This is a genomic window from Bradyrhizobium sp. AT1 (assembly GCF_001590795.1).
GTDB lineage: Bacteria > Pseudomonadota > Alphaproteobacteria > Rhizobiales > Xanthobacteraceae > Bradyrhizobium.
On the sequence record NZ_JXDL01000001.1, the window covers coordinates 4,481,299 to 4,499,464 of the forward strand.

The window sequence follows — 18,166 nt, forward strand, 5'->3', positions numbered from 1 at the left end:
CAAAAGCGCTGAGCCCCGGCGATGCTGACGGCCGATGTCCACCAAATCCGATCGCGACAAGAGCAAGCCTGAGGACGCGCCGCACTATCTCGGCCATCGTGAGCGACTGCGCGAGCGCTTCTACAGCGCGGGGGCGGATGCACTGAGCGACTACGAGCTGCTGGAGATGGCGCTGTTTCCGGCGCTGCCGCGGCGCGACACCAAACCGCTGGCAAAGACGCTGATCAAGATTTTCGGCTCGTTCGCCGAGGTCGTGCACGCGCCGGTGGCGCGCTTGCGCGAGGTTGATGGCATCGGCGAGTCCGCGATCCACCAGCTCAAGCTGATTGCCGCGGCGGCGCACCGCGTCGCCAAGGGCGAGGTCAACAGCCGCAACGCTCTGTCGTCCTGGAACGAGGTGATCGCCTATTGCCGCACCAGCATGGCGTTCGCCGACAAGGAGCAGTTTCGCCTGCTGTTCCTCGACAAGCGCAACCAGCTGATCGCCGACGAGGTGCAGCAGACCGGCACGGTCGACCACACCCCGGTCTATCCGCGCGAGGTGATCAAGCGCGCGCTGGAATTATCGGCGACCGCCTTGATCCTCGTGCACAACCACCCCTCGGGCGATCCCTCACCGTCACAGGCCGACATCCAGATGACGAAAGCGATCATCGACATCGCCAAGCCGCTCGGCATCGCCGTGCACGACCACATCATCGTGGGCAAGGGCGGACATGCGAGCTTGCGCGGGATGCGGTTGATCTAAGGCGCTTCACTGAATCCCATTAGTCGCGACCTCGGGTACGAAGCAAAACGGCGACGAGAGATACCATTCAAGATGATGAACGAAAACCACCCTCCGAAAGACGCTGCTCGAAAAAAACCCTTCTTGGCAAAATAGTCGCCAAGGATGTGATTGATAGCTTGGCTGTCATGCGACAGATCGGGCGCGCCATCGTACGTCAATATATCGATATCCCATTTTTTTAACTTCTCCGCGACACTGGGAGCTTCAAGAAGTTCTGACGGCACAATGACAGCCATAACGGCGTCTGGTATTCGCACGGCATGGGCAAGTTGAACTTCGATAGCTAACATACGATCGTCCGGATTCCTCGAATTGCGTATCTGCTGATAGGCATCCGCTTCGAAGTCACCCTGAGCTCCAATTTTCGTATCTCGGATTCTTCCTTCGAAATAGTTCCTGTTTGATCCATAGAAAAGGTTCACAAACTTCCCGGCCGTCTCGATACTTGGTGACAATGCAAAATCATCTATAGCCATTGCAGGATGCAACACATCGCGAGCAAGACCTCTCTTGAAGGCTCCACTATCGAAAGGGAAGATCCGCTTCGGGATGCCTAAAGCCTCAGGCCGAATCACGAGGCAGACTGGCATCTTCCACGTTAGAGACGTGCGTTCTTCTTTCATACGGTACGACGGTCGACCATAAAACAAATAGAGAAGCTCCTCACCCGGATAGTCGGCGGATCTCGCGGGAGCCAACACCTCGGTATCGACAATCTCCCTAAACTCGTAAGTCGAGGTAAAATGCAGAAGAGGCAATACGATCTCCGTTTTGTCAGCTTCCGCAACCAAACTACCAAAGCGACGACTTGCCTGGCTCTCCGAACTGGCCGGCGGGATAGATAAGCCAATAGCGCCCGTGAGAACTGCGTCGTCGAAACGAACTCCAGTCAGATTTGCGCGACGGAAATCTGAGCCCGTAAGGTCAGCACGAGAGAAATTGCAGCCGCGAAGATCCTCGCCTCGAAAATCCATATCCCGAAGGGAGGCACCAACAAAATCGCGAGCGGGGTCGAGGCCCGCAGCACGCGCCAAGGTCACAAATGATGCCATAGCGTCGCTTTCGGCCAAGACTATTAGCTTGTCCAGCACCTCTGCTATCGCCCGCGGGCCTCTGGGTTGCTGCTTGTCCACTACGGCTTTCTTTCAACCATGGGGATAGAGCGCTGAATCCGACCGCTCGGATCTAACCTTTCGTTCTTCTCGAGTGCGACGGCAAGAATCGCTTCAATTTTTCGCTTCGAAGCCTGCGAAAGAGGCGACTTCTCGCCAAGATAAAGGCCATATGGGGAAAACGACACGCTCAGCACCGCCGTGATCTTGCTAGGTTCGAGATGGGGCGGAGCCGTCGCAATGCGAGACCAATAATTTCCCTCTGTAGGCGGCAACGCGAGATGGGACAATCCAGTCCCAGGCTTTGCATTTATCGCGATGCTCAATGCCTTCGGCTCCTCACGAAGAGAAACGTAGGCGGCACGACCGGGATCGATTACTCGGAACCCGTCGAACTTGAGGAGATCTGCGGCGGCGTCGCCACTCAGGCTCAAATGCGCATGACCTACTCCAAATTCGATAAGGGCCTTCCGCCCTTTGACGTACAAGCGTTCGACGAAGTCGACCTGCGCATAAACTCCGCGCGCGGCATCACCACGAGCAGGATCGATAAGGACCTCGTACGAGCGGAGGAAATCAACCTCAGCATAAGACTCAGATCGCCCCTCGAACTCACTTCGACGCTTACGACGCGCCGAAGTAGCTGAATGACCGGCTGTAACCGACGGGTCACGCAGCCGCTGCAACATTCCAACAATATCGTCCGCGAGCAGATCTATTTTTGCGGCTCGTTCAGCAGGGCTCAACTGCATAAAAGCAACCGCATCAGCTTTAAAGAATTGACGCTCAAATAGACCGTCGTAGACTTCCAATTGCTCGGCTGTCAAAAAATCTTTCTGTCGTTCGATGGACCTGATCAAGATCGGGGCGACGTATTCACCGACTTCGATTTTGGATTCCACTCTTTCTTCAAAGAATTGGTACTCCCGTCGACAGAACGTCGACTCGATCCAGCGAGGCGACACTAGAACGATAAAGACGTCCGCGCACGAAAGCGCGGACTCGATCTGCTGATTCCACTTTTCGCCGACGCGGATGTTGTTGATATCGCGCCAGATATCGAACCGCGTGTTTAGGAGCTTCGCATTTATGCGACGTTCTAGATCCGTAGCGAAGGCCTCAACTACTCCCGGGTCAGTCTCGGCATCGTGCCGGCAATATGAGAGAAAGCCGTTGAAGCTCTTGTTTTCGTCCATCCAACCCAAGCCCCTACCTTCGTTATGGTAGCACGGCGAGGCTCCATCCTCATACCTTCAAATGGCGTCGTTGTTGTCAATTAGGGCAGCACTCGAGGACCGCAAGAACCTTCGGGGTTCACGGTCGGCCAGGTGCGCCGTGCCGCTGCTGTCGATAACGCTGGTGATCTTCGGATTCACCTATCTGCTTGCCGAGGCTATCTTCGCAGGCACCGCGCTGGTCGCGACAGAGCTCCTCGTGCTCGGTCTCGTTCACTGCGACAATTGCTTGTGATCGGCGATTGCGATGGGCCTGTTTGCGACGGGCGTCGCCACCTTCGCCCTGCCAGTCACCGCTCATGATCGGCCGTTCGCGGGCCAAATCTCGATCCAGCCGGAGTCGCTGCTCCAGATCATGGCGGAGACAGCGGGAAGTTAGAGCCCGCCCGCCCCTTCAGGCCTTAATAGCAATACCTGGGATCGACCGGGACGTAGCGGCCGTCCAGCCGCTGCATGTAGCAGCCGTGCTGATAGGCATAGTAGCCGGAGCGGCGGCGCTCGCCTTCGGAGGCGATCGCGGCGCCCGTGCCGGCACCGACGACGGCACCGATTGCGGCTCCGCGGCCTCCACCGAGCGCGCCGCCGAGGATCGCCCCGCCGACACCGCCGATGATCGCACCACCGATGGCGTCCTGGGCCGCGGCCTCATACGCCGGCATCGCCATCGCAACCGTCAGACATGCGGCGATTCCAAAACTTGCAATGTGAAGACCTCGAAGCATGCTCGCCCCCCTGTGGTGGGAACCGATCATAGCGCCGGAGGCGGGTTCGAACCAGACAAATTGCCTCCTCTCACGGCTCGACCCAGCGCAGCACGGCCTCTGCAGTATCCGCGGGCGTGGTGTTGAAGCAGATCGCGGCCTCAGGGGCGAGGCGGTGGACGAGGTTGAGCACCTTCTCGAACAGCACGAGGCGCGGCTTCGGTTCGCGCAGGCCGGCACCGATCACGATGCAGTCGAAGCGCTCGTCGCGCAGCGCCGCCGTCACGGCGGCCTCGGCGGTCTCGTCGAGATCGATCAGGCAGCTGGTGACCTCGAAGCCGAGATCGCGCAGGCGCAGCAGCTGCGCCTCGATGTAGTTGCGCACGAGCTCCGGCGTGAGCTGCGGGAATGCACTGTAGTCGGCACTGCCGGGTTCGATGCCGATCGCGAGGATGCGCTTGGCCATGCGGGACTCCTTGCCGGACCGTCGTCTCGCTAACGGACGGACGAGCGCGCCGGTTCCCGGGCAGGCCGTCGCTTCCCGACGCTGCCGATTTCCCATCCAGGCTGTAAGCCATTTCACATGCGACGGACCGGCGACCTGCCAGATTTACGGGAGATCACGCTGGCGTCACGCCCCGATCGCGCCAGCCGATTCACTTGGTGGTTCACTTGGCAGTTCACTTGGCGATTCACTTGGCGTGCACGAGATTCGATCATCCATTTGCGGGAGCGGACAATGATTTCATTCGAGAGTTTGAAAGCCGAATATGAGCGGAATTGGGCCAGTCTCGACATCCGGCCCGGACGCCTCACCGAAGCGAATGCGGTTGCCCGAAAGGCCCTCAACGGCAAGGCGACCTATCAGCAGATCGAGCGATTGACCGGCGTGCCCTGGCACTTCACTGCGCTCTGCCACTACCGCGAATCCAATTTCGATTTCGACACCTATCTCGGCAACGGCGAAACACTGCATCGCGCGACCACCATCGTGCCGAAAGGGCGCGGACCGTTTGCCACCTTCGTGGACGGCGCCGTGGACGCGTTCAGGGTCGAGAACTTCATCGGCGCCCAGGATTGGGGCATCGCGCGGATGCTGTTCCGGCTCGAAGCGTTCAACGGCTTCGGCTATCACGCCAAGGGCGTCAATTCGCCCTATCTCTATGGCGGCTCGACATTGTACGGGCCACCCGAGGCAAAGGCCGGAAAGTTCGTGCGCGACCATGTGTTCGACACCAATCACGTCGATTCCCAGCTCGGCACGGCGGTGATCCTGCATGCGATGATGGCGCTGGATTCCTCGATTGCGCTCGACGGCAGCCCGCAATTCGCCGGCCGCACCGAGCCGGAGGACGATGCGGCCTCGACGGTCATTCTCATGCAGCAGGCGCTCAACAAGCTCGGCGCCAATCCGCCGCTCGCCGAGGACGGGATCAGCGGAAAGAGGACCAGGGCTGCCGTCTCGCAATTCCAGCAACAAAACGGCTTGAGGGACACCGGGCTTCTCGACGCCGCCACGGTCGCCGCCATCACGCGCGCGACGCAGCAGACGGGCACAGCCGGGCAGACCGCCGATCTCTCCCACGTCCTGAGCCGGCTGGAAGATCTCGCGAAAGTGCTGCGGCCGCCTGCCGGCGGCACGACGCTGCCTGCGACGATCCCGGGCAGCGCATTGCCAACCACGACCAACGATCCGATCAGCCTGTTCGAACGGCTGTTCTCTCTCGTCAACAAGGCGGCCCCGATGCCAGGACCAGTCACAGCGGCCAACCCCGCCCCCGTCGACCAGCTGAAACAGGTCGTCGACCTGCTCAGCACGCTGCTCAACAAGGACGGCAAGCCCGTGCTCGGCCAGGTCAACGGGGCGCTCGGCGAAACCATCGGCAAGCTGCTCGACGGCAAGAAGACCGCGCTCGGCATCGGCGGTTCGGTGCTCACCGCGCTGCTGTCGTCGGTGACGGCAAGCCCCAATGCGGGAGGACTTGCCGGGCTGCTCGGGACCGTCGTGTCGGCGGTGCCGGGCCTCGGCCAGTTCGCGATGCCGATCTCGCTGGCGCTCGCGGCCTGGGGCGTGCTCGGCAAGATGGAGAAATGGGCGCAAGGCACCGCACCGCCGCCGAAGCCGACGACGTAGAGCGATGAGATCGTAGTTCGATGCTCGCCACGGAACAGGTGCGCCCTCCCCCGCTTGCTGGGGAGGGTTGGGGAGAGGGTGTCTCCACAACGGGGCAATCCCCAAGAGGAGAAAACCCCCACCCGGCGCTTCGCGCCGACCTCTCCCGCAAGCGGGGAGGTCGCAGCGAGCTTGCTGCTCCCTCAGTTCAACTCACGTCGTCCACGCCTACTGCCGCAGCATGATCAGGGGATCGGCGGTGTCGGGGACGCGCCGCCATTGCGCGTTGTCGTCGGCCTCGAACTGCCAGACATCGCCTGATTTCGACATCAGGATGATCTGGCCGCGCTCGAGCCGCCATTGCGTCGGGTTGAACTGCGCGATGGCCGCGTCGCATTTCGGCTTGAGGAAGACCTGGAAATTGTCCGGGCTCGCCTCGGTGTTGGTCAGCGTCAGCCCGCAGATCGGCTGGCCGTTGCCGCGCACCATCGACCAGTCGCCGATCATCTGGTCCATCGACTTGGCCATCGAGCGCGCGGCGGCGAGATCCTGCAGGATGTAGACGCCCTCGCCCTGGCGCAGGCCCTCGAAGATGCCGGCCTCGACCTCGGTGAAATCGATCACGGATTCACCGGTCGCATCCTGCAAGCGAACGATATCGAGCCCCCTGACGTTCCAGGCGACGATGTCCTTGGTGAAAGGCAGCGCGGTCTTGCAGGCGGGTTCGAGCTCCAGCTTGAAGCCCTGGCCCGCGGCGTCGGCCTTCAGGGTGACGACGCAGGTCTTGCTGCGTTCGGTGGTCGAGAGCTCCCATTGCCCGGGCATCGATTTCTTCAGGGTCGTGGCATCCTGCGCGTGCGCGATGCCGATCGCAGCCAAGTGGGTCGCGACGGCGCCGATCGCGGCCAAAAAGGCCGCGACGGCGAATGCAACGACCCGAAGAGCTGTCATCAGCGCCCCTTGAACGGCGTTTCGGCGACCGGCGTCAGCGGCGCCTTGCCTGAGAACCATGACTTGAGGTTGTCGACCACGAGCTGGTCCATCGCGTTGCGCGTCACCACCGAGGCCGAGCCGATATGCGGCAGCAGCACGACGTTCTGCATGGTCTTGAACTCGTCCGGCACGGTCGGCTCGGCCGCGAACACGTCGAGGCCGGCGGCGAGGATGGTGCCCGATTTCAGCGCCTGCACCAAAGCCGGCTCGTCGACTACGGAGCCGCGCGCCACGTTGATCAGCACGCCGCGCGGGCCGAGCGCCTTCAGCACCTCGGCATTGATCATCTTGTTCGTCGCCGCGCCGCCGGGCACGATCACCATCAGCGTGTCGACGGCTTTCGCCATCTCGATCAGATCAGGATAGTGCTTGTAGGAGACGTCCTTGGACGGATTGCGCGAGTGATAGACCACCGGCACCAGCGAGGCATCGAGCCGGCGCGCGATGGCCTGGCCGATCCGGCCCATGCCGACGATGCCGACCTTGCGGTCGCGCAGCGAACCGACGCTGAGCGGATAGTTCTGGGTCTGCCACAGCCCGGAGCGCACGTAGCGGTCGGCCTTGATGAACTCGCGCAGCGTCGAGATCAGCAGACCCATCGCGACGTCGGCGACCTCCTCGGTCAGCACGTCGGGCGTGTTGGTGACGATGATGTTGTGCTCGGCGGCGTATTTGGCGTCGATGTGGTCGTAGCCGACGCCGAAGCTCGCCACCATCTCGATCTTGGGCAGCTGCGACAGCGACTCCTTGTCGGCGCGGACGGTGTGATAGGTCACCGCGACGCCGCGGATCTTGTCCCGGATCGCCGGCGTCAACCGCTCGAGGTCGCCGCGCGTCTCGGCCTTGTGCACGACGAAATGGTCGGAAAACCCGTTCTCGAGGATCGGCCGCACCGGCCCATAGATCAGAAGGTCGATCTTTTCGGACGAAATCGAACCGGCAGCCATCAGTTTTCCTTTCCAAGCGCGCTTTCATGCCAGCGCCGTAAAACGAGGTGGGAAACTACCGCCAGCACCCCATAGATGACAATCCCGGCGAGCGACAACAGCAGCAGGCTTGCGAACATGCGGGGTATGTTCAATCGGTAGCCTGATTCCGCGATCCTGTAGGCAAGCCCAGAGCCGGCGCCCGCCGTTCCCGCCGCGATCTCGGCGACGACCGCGCCGATCAGCGACAGGCCGCCGGCGATGCGCAGGCCGGCCAGAATGTAGGGCAGCGCCGCGGGCAGCTTGAGGAAACGCAGCGCCTGCTGTGGCGAGGCGCCATAGAGCTGGAACAGGCCGGCGAGGTTGCGATCGACCGAATTGAGGCCGAGCGTGGTGTTGGACAGCACCGGGAAAAAGGCAACGATGGAGGCACAGACCACCACCGCGGTCTGCTGTTCCAGATAGATCAGAAGCAGCGGCGCGATCGCGATGACGGGCGTCACCTGCAGGACGATGGCATAAGGGAATAGTGAATACTCCACCCATTTCGACTGGTTGAACAGCAGCGCCAGCGCGATGCCGCCGATGCTGGCCGCGACGAAGCCTTCGAGCGTGGTCAACAGCGTGGTCGCGAGCGATTGTGACAGCACCGCCCAGTCCTTGATCAGCGTCAGGATGATGACGGACGGGGCGGGCAGCACGTAAGGCGGGATGTCCTTGAGGCGGACCACCCCTTCCCAGGCGATGAGGCCGGCCGCGAATACGATCACGGGCAGCACCAGGCGCCGCGCACGTTGCGCGCCGCGCGGCCTGGACGTGATCGGGACTGGCGCGCTCATAGCAGCGACTGCCCCGAATAGGACGGCGCCAGCGCGCCCGAGACCTTACGGCAGTAGTCGCCGTAAGCGGTCGACGTGCGAAACGCCTCGCCGCGCGGCTCGACCGTCTCGATGCGGATATCGGCCTGGACGCGGCCCGGCCGCGCCGTCATCACCACCACGCGCTGCGACAGATAGACGGATTCGAACACCGAATGGGTGACGAAGATGACGGTCTTGCCGAGGCTGCGCCACAGCGCGAGCAGATCGTTGTTGAGACGGAAGCGCGTGATCTCGTCGAGCGCGGCGAACGGCTCATCCATCAAAAGGATATCCGGATCGGTGACGAGTGCACGCGCCAGCGACACCCGCATCTTCATGCCGCCGGAGAGCTCGCGCGGAAAGCTATCCGCGAAATCGGCGAGCCCGACGCTGGCCAGGGCAGCGTCGGCACGCGCACGCCCTTCCGCCTTCGGAACGCCGCCGAGCTTCAGCGGCAGCCGCACATTCTCGCGCGCACTGGTCCAGGGCATCAAGGTCGGCTCCTGGAACACGAAACCGATGCCGTGTCCCGGCTGCACCTCGCCCTCGTGACGCGCCACCCGCACGGTGCCCGACGACGGCGCGCTGAGCCCGGCGATGATCCGCAGCGCGGTCGACTTGCCGCAACCGGACGGGCCCAGCAGCGAGACGAACTCGCCCTTGCGCACGGCAAGATCGAACGGGCCGAGCGCCATGACGCCGCTGTCATAGGTCTTGGTCACGCCGCGCAGGCTGACGGCGAGTGCCGTCAGGCTGGCCTCGACGGCTGATGGCGTTGAGCGCTCTACCATTGCGCGCCGGTTCTGATGAGAATCGGTCGAGCGGCGCCCCTCACCTCTCCCCAACGGGGCGAGGTGAGCCCCAGCCGCACCGGTGTGCCCAATTCCAGCATGCGCTACGGCTTGTTCGGGCGCAGCTCGACGCCGACGCCCTTGTTGACGAAGCGCAGCGTGTAGGATTTGCGGAAGTCGAGATCGGCCTTCACGACGCCGGCCTTGACCATCTTGTTGAAGAAGGAAGTGTAACGCTCATCGCTCATTGCACCGATGCCGTTCTTCACGCTGTCGCCGGAATCGACGATGCCGTACTCCTTCATCTTGGCGACGGAATAGGCGAGCAGATCGTCGGTCATCTCCGGATTGAGCTTCTTGATCATGGCGTTGCCGGCAGAATTGTCGCGGTAAATGTAATTGTACCAGCCGATCATGGAGGCATCGACGAAACGTTGCACGAGGTCGGGCTTCTTCTCGACCACGTCGCGGCGGGTCTCGATCAGGGTCGAATAGGTGCTGAAGCCGTAATCGGCAAGCAGCATCACATTGGGCTTGAAGCCGGCGGCCTTCTCCACCGCGAAGGGCTCCGACGTGACATAGCCCTGCATGGCGCTCTTGGGGTTGGCGATGAAAGGCTGCGGATTGAAATTATAGGGACGGACGTTCTTCTCGCTGAAACCGTATTCGGACTTCAGCCACTGGAAATAGCTGCCCATGCCCTCCTTGGAGACGAATAGCGTCAGCGGCTTGAGGTCCTCGAGCTTCGCAACCTTGGCATCCGGCTGCGTCAGCATCACCTGCGGATCCTTCTGGAAGATCGCGGCGATGGTGATGACGGGGACGTTGTTGGCGACCGCGTCGAACGACATCAGCGTGTTCGCGGCCATGAAGAAATCGATCTTGCCGGCGATCAGGAGCATCCGGTTGTTCTCGTTGGGCCCTCCGGGGACGATGGTGACGTCGAGGCCGTATTTCTTGTAGGTGCCGTCGGCGACAGCCTGGAAGAAGCCGCCATGCTCGGCCTCGGCGACCCAGTTGGTGCCGAAGGTGACCTTGTCTAGCGTTTCGGCGCACGCCGGGACGCCGCAGACGAAAGCGGCGAAGAGGCCCGCCGTGAACGCTCGCCGCAGATGAAAGGGGGTCATAATGGCACTCCGTCGATCGCTTTTGGCCAAACGCGTCTGGCTCATATGAACACAACGCGATAGAACCGCATGACATCAGGGGACGCGAGCCGGCTGGGTCCGCATCCCCTGATAACCCAAATTACGTGACAAATTCGGGCAAAGAAACCTCGATGACGCCGTCCCGCGACTGGACCGAGATCCGCTGGGCCGATGCGCCGCTCGCGCAGATGTCGCGCTGGATCGCGGTGCTACCGCTGGCGGCGACCGAGCAGCACGGCCCGCATCTGCCTGTGACGACCGACGTGCTGATCGCCAACGCCTATCTGGCGCGCGTGCGCGAGCTGTTGCCGGAAAGCGTTCCAGTGACGTTCCTGCCCGTTGAACCCGTCGGGATTTCCACCGAGCATATCGATTATCCCGGCACGCAGACGCTGGCGACCGAGGTCGCGCTGAAGCGATGGACCGGATTAGGCGAGGATGTCGCGCGGCGCGGCATAAAGAAGCTCGTCATCATCACCAGCCATGGCGGCAACAGCGCGGCCATGATGCTGATCGCGCAGGATCTGCGCGCGCATCAAAAACTGTTCGTGGTGACGACGTCCTGGTCGCGGCTGTCGGGTGCTGACAAATTATTCCCGGCCGACGAAGTGCGACACGGCATTCATGGCGGCGCCGTCGAGACCTCGATCATGCTGGCGCGCTATCCGGATCAGGTGCGTAAAGATGCCGTCGCGGATTTTCCCGCGAGCAGCATCGCACTGGAAAAGCAGTATCGCTGGTTGTCGACGCAGCGGCCCGCCCCGTTCGCCTGGCAGGCGCAGGATCTCAACCCCAGCGGCGCGGTCGGCAACGCGACATTGGCCGTGGCCGAGAAGGGCGAGCAGCTCATCGATCAAGGTGCCCGTGCTTTTTGCGAGCTGCTGAGCGAGGTCGATAACTTCGACGTGAACAGGCTCGCCAAGGGGCCTCTCGGCTAGGCCATATCCATCTGGAATTGTTCAGGAAAAAGCTTCGTTCCGGAAGCGGATTAGCCGCATTCGAACCGGACGCTGGGAGCCTCCGTCAAACTGGGCACGCGGGCCACAACGGACCGCCTCAACCCCGGATGGAGTTTCACATGTCGATCAAGACCAAGATTGCCGCCGTCGCACTCGCTGCCCTCGCCGTCACCGGCAGCATCGTGTCCACCACCTCTTCGGCCGAAGCCAAGCAGCCCGGTTGGGTCTGGGGTGTCGGTGCCGGCATCGCCACTGCAGCCGTCGTCGGCTCCGCGATCGCCGCCAACAACGACCCCTATTACTACGGCTATCACCGCTGCGGCTGGGTCGCCCAGTACAACGCCTTCGGTCAGTACGTCGGTCGCGTTCGCACCTGCTACTAAATTGAATACCTGAGGCCGATCTCACGTGGATCCTGCGTCCGACACGGGCGCCTCATCCACCCCGTGTCGTGCCCCGACCCCGCCCGGCTGTCCCCCCGGGCGGGGTCATTCATTTTGGGCGCCCCTTCGAATTTGTTGCAGTCCCGTCACACAGCGGTGCGAACCACTCCATGCGACAATCTACGCCAGTTGCTATTGCGAATTAATCGCAATAGAGTTCATGGTAGGATCTGGAACCTTGGAAGAAACCGCGTGGAATCGAGATCATCTCGACAGATCGCGTGAACAGGCCAAGGACATGATGACAGGATCGTCGCGAATCGGCAGGGATGTCGGCTGCGGCGAATAGGGACCATTCGCGTGTGGGGGCGGCGTTGTGACGTTGAGGGGCCATCGTTTCAGGTACTTGCGGACAGCCGCGGCGATCGCCTCGGGCGTGCTGGCTGTTCCCGCCGCCGGCCGTGCCGCCGATCTGCCGCTCAAGGCGCCGGCGCTGAAAGCGGTCTATGACTGGACCGGCCTCTATATCGGCGCGCATGTCGGCGTCACCCGCGGCACCTCATCGGCGACGCTGACCGACCCCACCTTCGCAACCGATAACCACGTCTTCACCGGAGCGACCGGCGGCGTCCAGGCCGGTTACAATTGGCGCCTCAATTCGGGCCTGCTGCTTGGCGTCGAAGGTGACATCTCGTTTCCAAACTATCTGCCCTCCAACCACGTGGTGTCGTCGGCGGCGACCGCGCTGTCTAGCGCGGAGGAACGCTGGGACTATGTCGCGAGCCTGCGCGCGCGGCTCGGCTACGCCAGCGGCAACTGGTTGTTCTACGCCACCGGCGGCGCGGCCTTCACCGGCGAGCGCTTCCTCTCGACGCCGAACGGCGGCATCGAAGAAAAGGTGCTGCACACGCGGCTCGGTTGGATCGCGGGCGGCGGCGCCGAGTACGCCTTCGCGCCGCATTGGACCGCGAGGCTCGAATATCTCTACAGCAAGTTCGAGAACGCCAACGTCACCTTCCCCTCCGGCGGGCAATATGCCTCGTCGATGGATTTTCACAGCCTGCGGCTCGGCCTCAATCGCAAGATCGACTGGCCGGGCGTGCCGACCTACAACCCAAAGTCGGACGTCATCGACACCGAATCGAACCGCTGGGAGATCCACGGCCAGTCGACCGTGCTGGGACAGGGCTATCCGGCGTTCCGCGCGCCCTATACCGGACCGAACAGCCTGCTTCCGTCGGCTGATTTCCAGCAGACCTGGAGCAACTCGCTCTATCTCAATGCGCGGCTATGGGATGGCGGCGAGGTCTATTTCAATCCCGAGCTGCTGCAGGGTTTTGGTTTCAACAACACGACGGGCGCTGCGGGCTTCACCAACGGCGAAGCCCAGAAGTCCGGCTTCCCCTATCCGCATTTCAATGCCTCGCGGCTGTTCGTGCGCCACACCTTCGGCTTCGGCGGCGAACAGGAGGAGCTTGCCAGCGGCCAGCTTCAGCTCGCGAGCAAGGTCGACGTCTCGCGCCTGACCTTGCAGGTCGGCAAATTCTCCGTGGTCGACGTGTTCGACGGCAATTCCTATGCGCATGATCCGCGCAAGGACTTCATGAACTGGTCGATCTGGGCGTCGGGCGCCTTCGACTATGCCGCCGACAAGCTCGGCCTCGGCTATGGCGCCACCGCCGAATTGAACCAGAAGCAGTGGGCGCTGCGCGCCGGATACTTCCTGGTGGGCGCGGTTTCCAATTCCAACAATTTCGACATGACTATCGGCCGCCGCGGCGAATATGTGATGGAGCTCGAGACGCGATACTCGCTGTTCGGCATGCCCGGCAAGCTGCGCACGCTCGGCTTCGTCAACAGCGCGTTCTCCGGCAGCTATCGCGAGACGCTGGATAATCCGGCGTTCGGCGTCGACATCACCCAGACCCGTCGCGGCCGTATCAAATACGGCTACGCCTTCAACGTCGAGCAGGCCATTACCGACGACGTCGGCGTGTTCGGCCGCTGGAGCTGGAACGACGGCCGCAACGAAATCATGGCCTTCACCGACATCGACCGCAGCCTGTCCGGCGGCGTCTCGGTGAAGGGAACGAGATGGGGCCGGCCCGACGACGTCGTCGCCGTCGCAGGCGCCGTCAACGCGCTGTCACAGGATCATCGCGACTTCATCGCCGCCGGCGGCCTCGGCCCCTTGATCGGCGACGGCCAGCTCAACTACCGCAGGGAACGCGTGCTGGAGACCTATTACGCCTATGCGCTGAACAAGGCGCTGACCTTCACCGCCGACTACCAGCTCATCGTCAATCCCGCCTACAACGCGGATCGTGGCCCGGTGTCGGTGTTTTCAGGACGGCTGCACGGCGAGTTCTAGAGCGCGGCTCAGGCGCGACCTGAGCGCGCGCCTCAAAGAATGGACCGCCGCGATGTCGCCATCGCAGCGGGGATAGTTCTCGAAGCCCTAGGCCGCCCGGATCGCGTCCAGGAATTTGGAGACCTCGGTCTTGAGACGGCTGCTCTCGCCCGACAATGACCTTGCCGACGCCAGCACGTTGGACGATGCCGAACCGGTTTGGCTCGCGCCGCGCTGCACGTCGACGATGCTGGCGGAGACCTGCTGGGTGCCGCGCGCGGCCTGCTGCACGTTGCGGGAAATCTCCCGCGTCGCCGCGCCCTGCTCCTCGACCGCCGAGGCGATGGCGGAGGCGATCTCGGACATCCGGGTGATGGTGTCGCCGATCGCCTTGATGGCGCCGACGGATTCGTCCGTCGCGGCCTGAATCCCTGCGATCTGCTGGCTGATCTCGCCGGTGGCCTTGGCGGTCTGCTCGGCGAGCGCCTTGACCTCGGAGGCGACGACCGCGAAGCCGCGCCCTGCCTCGCCGGCACGCGCCGCCTCGATAGTGGCGTTGAGGGCGAGAAGATTGGTCTGGCCCGCGATCTGGCTGATGAGCTCGACGACGTCGCCGATCCGCCCCGCAGCCCTTGCGAGCTCACCGACATGGTCGTTGGTCCGCCCCGCCTGCTGCACCGCCTCGCCGGCAATGCGCGCGGAATCCTGCACCTGCCGGCTGATCTCGTCGACCGACGAGGCCATCTCCTCGGCCGCCGCGGCGACGGTCTGCACATTGGTGGAAGCCTGTTCGGAGGCGGCCGCAACGGTTGCGGTGACCTTCTCCGATTGATCGGCCGTGCTTGTCAGCGTTCCCGCGGACACTTCGAGCTCCGAGGACGCCGACGACACCGTGTTGATCACGTCGCCGATCATGGCCTCGAATTCGCGCGCGATCTGGTCCATGCGCTGGCTGCGCCGGAGCTTCGCATCGGCCTCGACCGCGGCAGCCTCCTCGGCTTGCTTCTTGGCGAGCAGTGAATCCTTGAAGTGCTGCAGCGAGCCCGCCACCTGGCCGATCTCGTCATCGCGGCCCGTCGCGGGGATCTCGACCTCGTGCTGTCCGCTGGCGAGCTTGCCGATCACGTCCGCGATCCGGCCGAGCGGTGTCACCACGCGCCTGCGCAGCATCATGGTCACGGCACCGAGCGTGCCGAGCAGGGCGAGCACCGCCACGCCCGCCACCGCGAGCATCGCCAATGCGCCGCTGCGCGCAGCGGAGGCGCGCTCGGCCGCTTCGGCCAGCGCGGCGTCGCGCACGCCGTAGAACATCTGGATGGCGGGGACGATGACGGTCGCCAGTTCCTCGGCGTTGGTGCCGTACTTGCCGTCGCTCCGAGCCGCAGGCATCTCCTTGTCCACGATCGGCGCGGCTTTGCCAAAATAGAATTCCGTCGCCGCCTTCAGCGCATTGGCGATGCGGGGCGGATTGCCGAGCTGCTCCATGCCGGCTTCGATGCGTTCGCGGTCGGCTTCCACCCGGCCCTGCATGCGATCCATCAGCGCGAATTCGGCCGCCACGAGCGGACGACGCGCGGACAGCGCCGGCGACAGCGTGGCGGCGCGGCTGCCGGCCGAGACGCGCAGATCCTGCGCCGTCCGTGCCAGGCTCAAGAGCGAGGCGAGCGAGGAATCGGCGTTGACGACCTGTCCTTCGAGCCGGTTCATGATGGGCTCGATATTGGTGATGACCTCGGCGACGGCCGGCAGGAAGCCCTTGACGACAGCGCTGTCGCGCGCCGCCAGGGGAACGCTCATCGCGCGATCCGCCGCCGTGGTGATGTCCTTGAGCCGTCGCGCGGCGCGATCCAGGCTTTCAACCATCGCTGCGTTGTCGTCGAGCACCATGAGGACGCGCCTTGCCGCCTCGAAGCCGGCATCGGCCGCTTTCGCAGCCTTCCCGGCCGCTTCGCTCTGGGCCTGCGTCGCGACGCCTTCCTGGAAAATCGGCGAGATGTAGGGCGCACGAAGTCCAGCGACGTGCTGGCTGACCGTCAGCATCGCACCAAAGGCATCGACGGTCTTGATCGCGTCGGAGCGGTTGGTGAAGATGCGCGTCTGCGGTATCAGCACCTCGGCACCGAGGATGACTGCGAACACCGTCACCGTCAGCATCGACAGCACGAAAAGTTTTCCGATGCGCATCCTGGGTCCCCCGAATTCATTTCTGCAATGTCGAAAACTAGCCACCGGCCACTAAGAGCCCGTTAAACAACGGCAGTCCCGTAGTTCCACGGGCCCAGGCGCGAGCTTGTCGGAGCAGACGTTTCGGCGGCGCAGTTCCAGCGGGCGCCAGATGCGGCAAAATTGACGGCATTTCCTCGCAGAATACCTATATCAAGGCATGTGCCGTCCGTCCGGCCACACTCCCTTACCTCGGAACGTCAATGCTCTCGGTCGAACTCGTCATCGTCGTCGTCCTGATCGTCATCAACGGCCTGTTGTCCATGTCTGAGCTGGCCGTGGTCTCGTCCCGCCCGGCCCGGCTGTCGCTGCTCGCCGCCAAGGGCGTGCGCGGCGCCGAGCGGGCGCTGACACTGGCGGCCGATCCCGGCAAGTTCCTCTCGACGGTGCAGATCGGCATCACGCTGGTCGGGGTGCTCTCCGGCGCGTTCTCGGGCGCGACGCTCGGACAGCGGCTGACGCAATGGCTGCTCGAGCTCGGCCTGTCCCCCGGCGTCGCCGACATCGTCGGCGTCGGCATCGTCGTCACGCTCATCACCTACGCCACGCTGATCGTCGGCGAGCTGGTGCCGAAGCAGGTGGCGCTACGCGACCCCGAAAGCATCGCGGTGAGGGTCGCGCCGGCCATGCACGTGCTTGCGAAGGTCTCGCTGCCGCTGGTGTTCCTGCTCGACCTCTCCGGCAAGCTGATCCTCACCTTGCTCGGCCGCGGCGGCAAGGCCGAGGAGAAGGTGTCGGAGGACGAGATCCATCATCTCGTCAGCGAAGCCGAGAGCGCGGGCGTGCTGGAGTCGGGCGAAAAGGAAATGATCGCCGGCGTGATGCGGCTCGGCGACCGGCCGGTCGGAGCGATTATGACGCCGCGCACAGAGGTCAACGAGCTCGACCTGAACGATGCACCAGAGAGCATCCAGGCGATCATCGCGAAGAGTCCGCATTCGCGCTTTCCGGTCTCCGACGGCGACCGCGACAAGCCGATCGGGGTGCTCCAGGCCAAGGACCTGCTGGTCGCCTACATGAACGAGCGTACGCCGGATTTGCGCGCACTGGTGCGCGAGGCGCCCGGCATTCCTGCGTCGGCGGATGCCCGCGACGTGCTGGCGATCCTGAAGGCTGCACCGGTGCATGTCGGCCTCGTCTATGACGAATATGGCGGCTTCGAAGGCATCGTGACGACGGCCGACATCCTCGAATCGATCGTCGGCGCGTTCCATTCCGAAGAGGGCCCGCCGGAACCGGCCTACGTCAAGCGCGCGGACGATTCACTGCTGATCTCCGGCTGGATGCCGGTCGACGAATTCGGCGAGTTGCTCGGCGTTGAATTGCCGCCTCACCGCTACAACACGGTGGCGGGCCTGGTGCTGCAACAGTTCAACGCGCTGCCTGACGCCGGTGACGCCTTTGACTTCGGCGGCTGGCATATCGAAGTGATCGATCTCGACGGACGAAGGATCGACAAGATCCTGGCGAGCCGGTTGAGCGAGGTTGAGACCGGGTGAGTTGAACGATCGCAAACCACAAAGTGAGCTGTCGTCCCGGATAAAGCGCGCGCAGATCCGTCACGACAGTTGAGCTTGCAGCA

Annotated in this window: 16 protein-coding genes; 6 read left to right on the forward strand and 10 right to left on the reverse strand. The window is 63.3% G+C overall.

Going from position 1 to position 18,166, the window contains the following annotated elements; all coding sequences use genetic code 11:
* The first annotated feature begins 34 nt into the window (after positions 1-34).
* Complete coding sequence (gene radC, locus SE92_RS20840; protein ID WP_063197963.1) at positions 35-748, forward strand: RadC family protein; 714 nt, start codon at positions 35-37, stop codon at positions 746-748.
* Here the strand turns inward: radC and SE92_RS20845 are convergent.
* From SE92_RS20845 to SE92_RS20860, 4 genes are all read right to left on the reverse strand, one after another.
* A complete protein-coding gene (locus tag SE92_RS20845) occupies positions 745-1,881 on the reverse strand; it encodes a pentapeptide repeat-containing protein (protein ID WP_198172726.1) in 1,137 nt (378 codons plus the stop codon). The two genes, radC and SE92_RS20845, sit on opposite strands and share 4 nt — an antisense overlap.
* 41 nt (positions 1,882-1,922) lie before the next feature.
* Positions 1,923-3,098 carry a toll/interleukin-1 receptor domain-containing protein gene (locus SE92_RS20850; RefSeq protein ID WP_063197968.1) on the reverse strand — a complete coding sequence of 392 codons (1,176 nt, stop codon included), beginning with the start codon at positions 3,096-3,098 and terminating at the stop codon, positions 1,923-1,925.
* A gap of 440 nt (positions 3,099-3,538) precedes the next feature.
* Positions 3,539-3,859 (reverse strand): YMGG-like glycine zipper-containing protein, encoded by a 321-nt coding sequence (locus SE92_RS20855; RefSeq protein WP_063197969.1) that lies wholly within the window; start codon positions 3,857-3,859, stop codon positions 3,539-3,541.
* Positions 3,860-3,929: 70 nt separating this feature from the next.
* Positions 3,930-4,304 carry a hypothetical protein gene (locus SE92_RS20860; protein WP_063197971.1) on the reverse strand — a complete coding sequence of 125 codons (375 nt, stop codon included), beginning with the start codon at positions 4,302-4,304 and terminating at the stop codon, positions 3,930-3,932.
* Between the two features lie 273 nt (positions 4,305-4,577).
* Here SE92_RS20860 and SE92_RS20865 point away from each other — a divergent pair, with 273 nt between their 5' ends.
* A complete protein-coding gene (locus SE92_RS20865) occupies positions 4,578-5,972 on the forward strand; it encodes a peptidoglycan-binding protein (RefSeq protein WP_063197972.1) in 1,395 nt (464 codons plus the stop codon).
* 207 nt (positions 5,973-6,179) lie between these two features.
* Here the strand turns inward: SE92_RS20865 and SE92_RS20870 are convergent, their stop codons facing one another.
* The 5 genes from SE92_RS20870 to SE92_RS20890 form a co-directional block, all read right to left on the reverse strand.
* The gene (locus SE92_RS20870; RefSeq protein ID WP_063197974.1) at positions 6,180-6,902 is read right to left on the reverse strand and encodes an AprI/Inh family metalloprotease inhibitor; all 723 of its coding nucleotides are present in this window, start codon (positions 6,900-6,902) and stop codon (positions 6,180-6,182) included.
* Positions 6,902-7,891, reverse strand: coding sequence for a 2-hydroxyacid dehydrogenase (locus SE92_RS20875; protein WP_063197976.1), 990 nt, complete (start codon positions 7,889-7,891; stop codon positions 6,902-6,904). The genes SE92_RS20870 and SE92_RS20875 overlap by 1 nt, the downstream gene beginning before the upstream one ends.
* Complete coding sequence (locus SE92_RS20880) at positions 7,891-8,709, reverse strand: ABC transporter permease (RefSeq protein WP_063197978.1); 819 nt, start codon at positions 8,707-8,709, stop codon at positions 7,891-7,893. The genes SE92_RS20875 and SE92_RS20880 overlap by 1 nt, the downstream gene beginning before the upstream one ends.
* A complete protein-coding gene (locus SE92_RS20885) occupies positions 8,706-9,521 on the reverse strand; it encodes an ABC transporter ATP-binding protein (RefSeq protein ID WP_063197979.1) in 816 nt (271 codons plus the stop codon). Before SE92_RS20885 ends, SE92_RS20880 begins: the two co-directional genes overlap by 4 nt.
* A 104-nt stretch (positions 9,522-9,625) precedes the next feature.
* Positions 9,626-10,648 (reverse strand): ABC transporter substrate-binding protein, encoded by a 1,023-nt coding sequence (locus SE92_RS20890; protein ID WP_063197981.1) that lies wholly within the window; start codon positions 10,646-10,648, stop codon positions 9,626-9,628.
* 152 nt (positions 10,649-10,800) lie between these two features.
* Between SE92_RS20890 and SE92_RS20895 the strand changes: the two genes are divergently transcribed.
* The 3 genes from SE92_RS20895 (at position 10,801) to SE92_RS20905 (ending at position 14,382) form a co-directional block, all read left to right on the forward strand.
* The gene (locus tag SE92_RS20895) at positions 10,801-11,607 is read left to right on the forward strand and encodes a creatininase family protein (RefSeq protein ID WP_063197983.1); all 807 of its coding nucleotides are present in this window, start codon (positions 10,801-10,803) and stop codon (positions 11,605-11,607) included.
* A gap of 140 nt (positions 11,608-11,747) precedes the next feature.
* Positions 11,748-12,011 carry a hypothetical protein gene (locus SE92_RS20900; protein ID WP_063197985.1) on the forward strand — a complete coding sequence of 88 codons (264 nt, stop codon included), beginning with the start codon at positions 11,748-11,750 and terminating at the stop codon, positions 12,009-12,011.
* Between the two features lie 406 nt (positions 12,012-12,417).
* Positions 12,418-14,382 carry a carbohydrate porin gene (locus tag SE92_RS20905; protein ID WP_084251861.1) on the forward strand — a complete coding sequence of 655 codons (1,965 nt, stop codon included), beginning with the start codon at positions 12,418-12,420 and terminating at the stop codon, positions 14,380-14,382.
* Positions 14,383-14,469: 87 nt separating this feature from the next.
* On the opposite strand, the gene SE92_RS20910 is transcribed toward SE92_RS20905, so the two are convergent.
* Positions 14,470-16,545: a methyl-accepting chemotaxis protein gene (locus SE92_RS20910; RefSeq protein ID WP_063197988.1), complete on the reverse strand. Its 2,076-nt coding sequence runs from the start codon at positions 16,543-16,545 to the stop codon at positions 14,470-14,472.
* 242 nt (positions 16,546-16,787) lie between these two features.
* Between SE92_RS20910 and SE92_RS20915 the strand changes: the two genes are divergently transcribed.
* Positions 16,788-18,083, forward strand: coding sequence for a hemolysin family protein (locus SE92_RS20915; RefSeq protein WP_063197990.1), 1,296 nt, complete (start codon positions 16,788-16,790; stop codon positions 18,081-18,083).
* Positions 18,084-18,166: the final 83 nt, after the last annotated feature.

Bases quoted from the DNA above. Each gene is read 5' to 3' on its own strand.
- radC (WP_063197963.1), top strand. From the start codon at position 35: ATGTCCACCAAATCCGATCGCGACAAGAGCAAGCCTGAGGACGCGCCG.
- SE92_RS20850 (WP_063197968.1), bottom strand. From the start codon at position 3,098: ATGGACGAAAACAAGAGCTTCAACGGCTTTCTCTCATATTGCCGGCAC.
- SE92_RS20855 (WP_063197969.1), bottom strand. From the start codon at position 3,859: ATGCTTCGAGGTCTTCACATTGCAAGTTTTGGAATCGCCGCATGTCTG.
- SE92_RS20860 (WP_063197971.1), bottom strand. From the start codon at position 4,304: ATGGCCAAGCGCATCCTCGCGATCGGCATCGAACCCGGCAGTGCCGAC.
- SE92_RS20865 (WP_063197972.1), top strand. From the start codon at position 4,578: ATGATTTCATTCGAGAGTTTGAAAGCCGAATATGAGCGGAATTGGGCC.
- SE92_RS20870 (WP_063197974.1), bottom strand. From the start codon at position 6,902: ATGACAGCTCTTCGGGTCGTTGCATTCGCCGTCGCGGCCTTTTTGGCC.
- SE92_RS20875 (WP_063197976.1), bottom strand. From the start codon at position 7,891: ATGGCTGCCGGTTCGATTTCGTCCGAAAAGATCGACCTTCTGATCTAT.
- SE92_RS20880 (WP_063197978.1), bottom strand. From the start codon at position 8,709: ATGAGCGCGCCAGTCCCGATCACGTCCAGGCCGCGCGGCGCGCAACGT.
- SE92_RS20885 (WP_063197979.1), bottom strand. From the start codon at position 9,521: ATGGTAGAGCGCTCAACGCCATCAGCCGTCGAGGCCAGCCTGACGGCA.
- SE92_RS20890 (WP_063197981.1), bottom strand. From the start codon at position 10,648: ATGACCCCCTTTCATCTGCGGCGAGCGTTCACGGCGGGCCTCTTCGCC.
- SE92_RS20895 (WP_063197983.1), top strand. From the start codon at position 10,801: ATGACGCCGTCCCGCGACTGGACCGAGATCCGCTGGGCCGATGCGCCG.
- SE92_RS20900 (WP_063197985.1), top strand. From the start codon at position 11,748: ATGTCGATCAAGACCAAGATTGCCGCCGTCGCACTCGCTGCCCTCGCC.
- SE92_RS20910 (WP_063197988.1), bottom strand. From the start codon at position 16,545: ATGCGCATCGGAAAACTTTTCGTGCTGTCGATGCTGACGGTGACGGTG.
- SE92_RS20915 (WP_063197990.1), top strand. From the start codon at position 16,788: ATGCTCTCGGTCGAACTCGTCATCGTCGTCGTCCTGATCGTCATCAAC.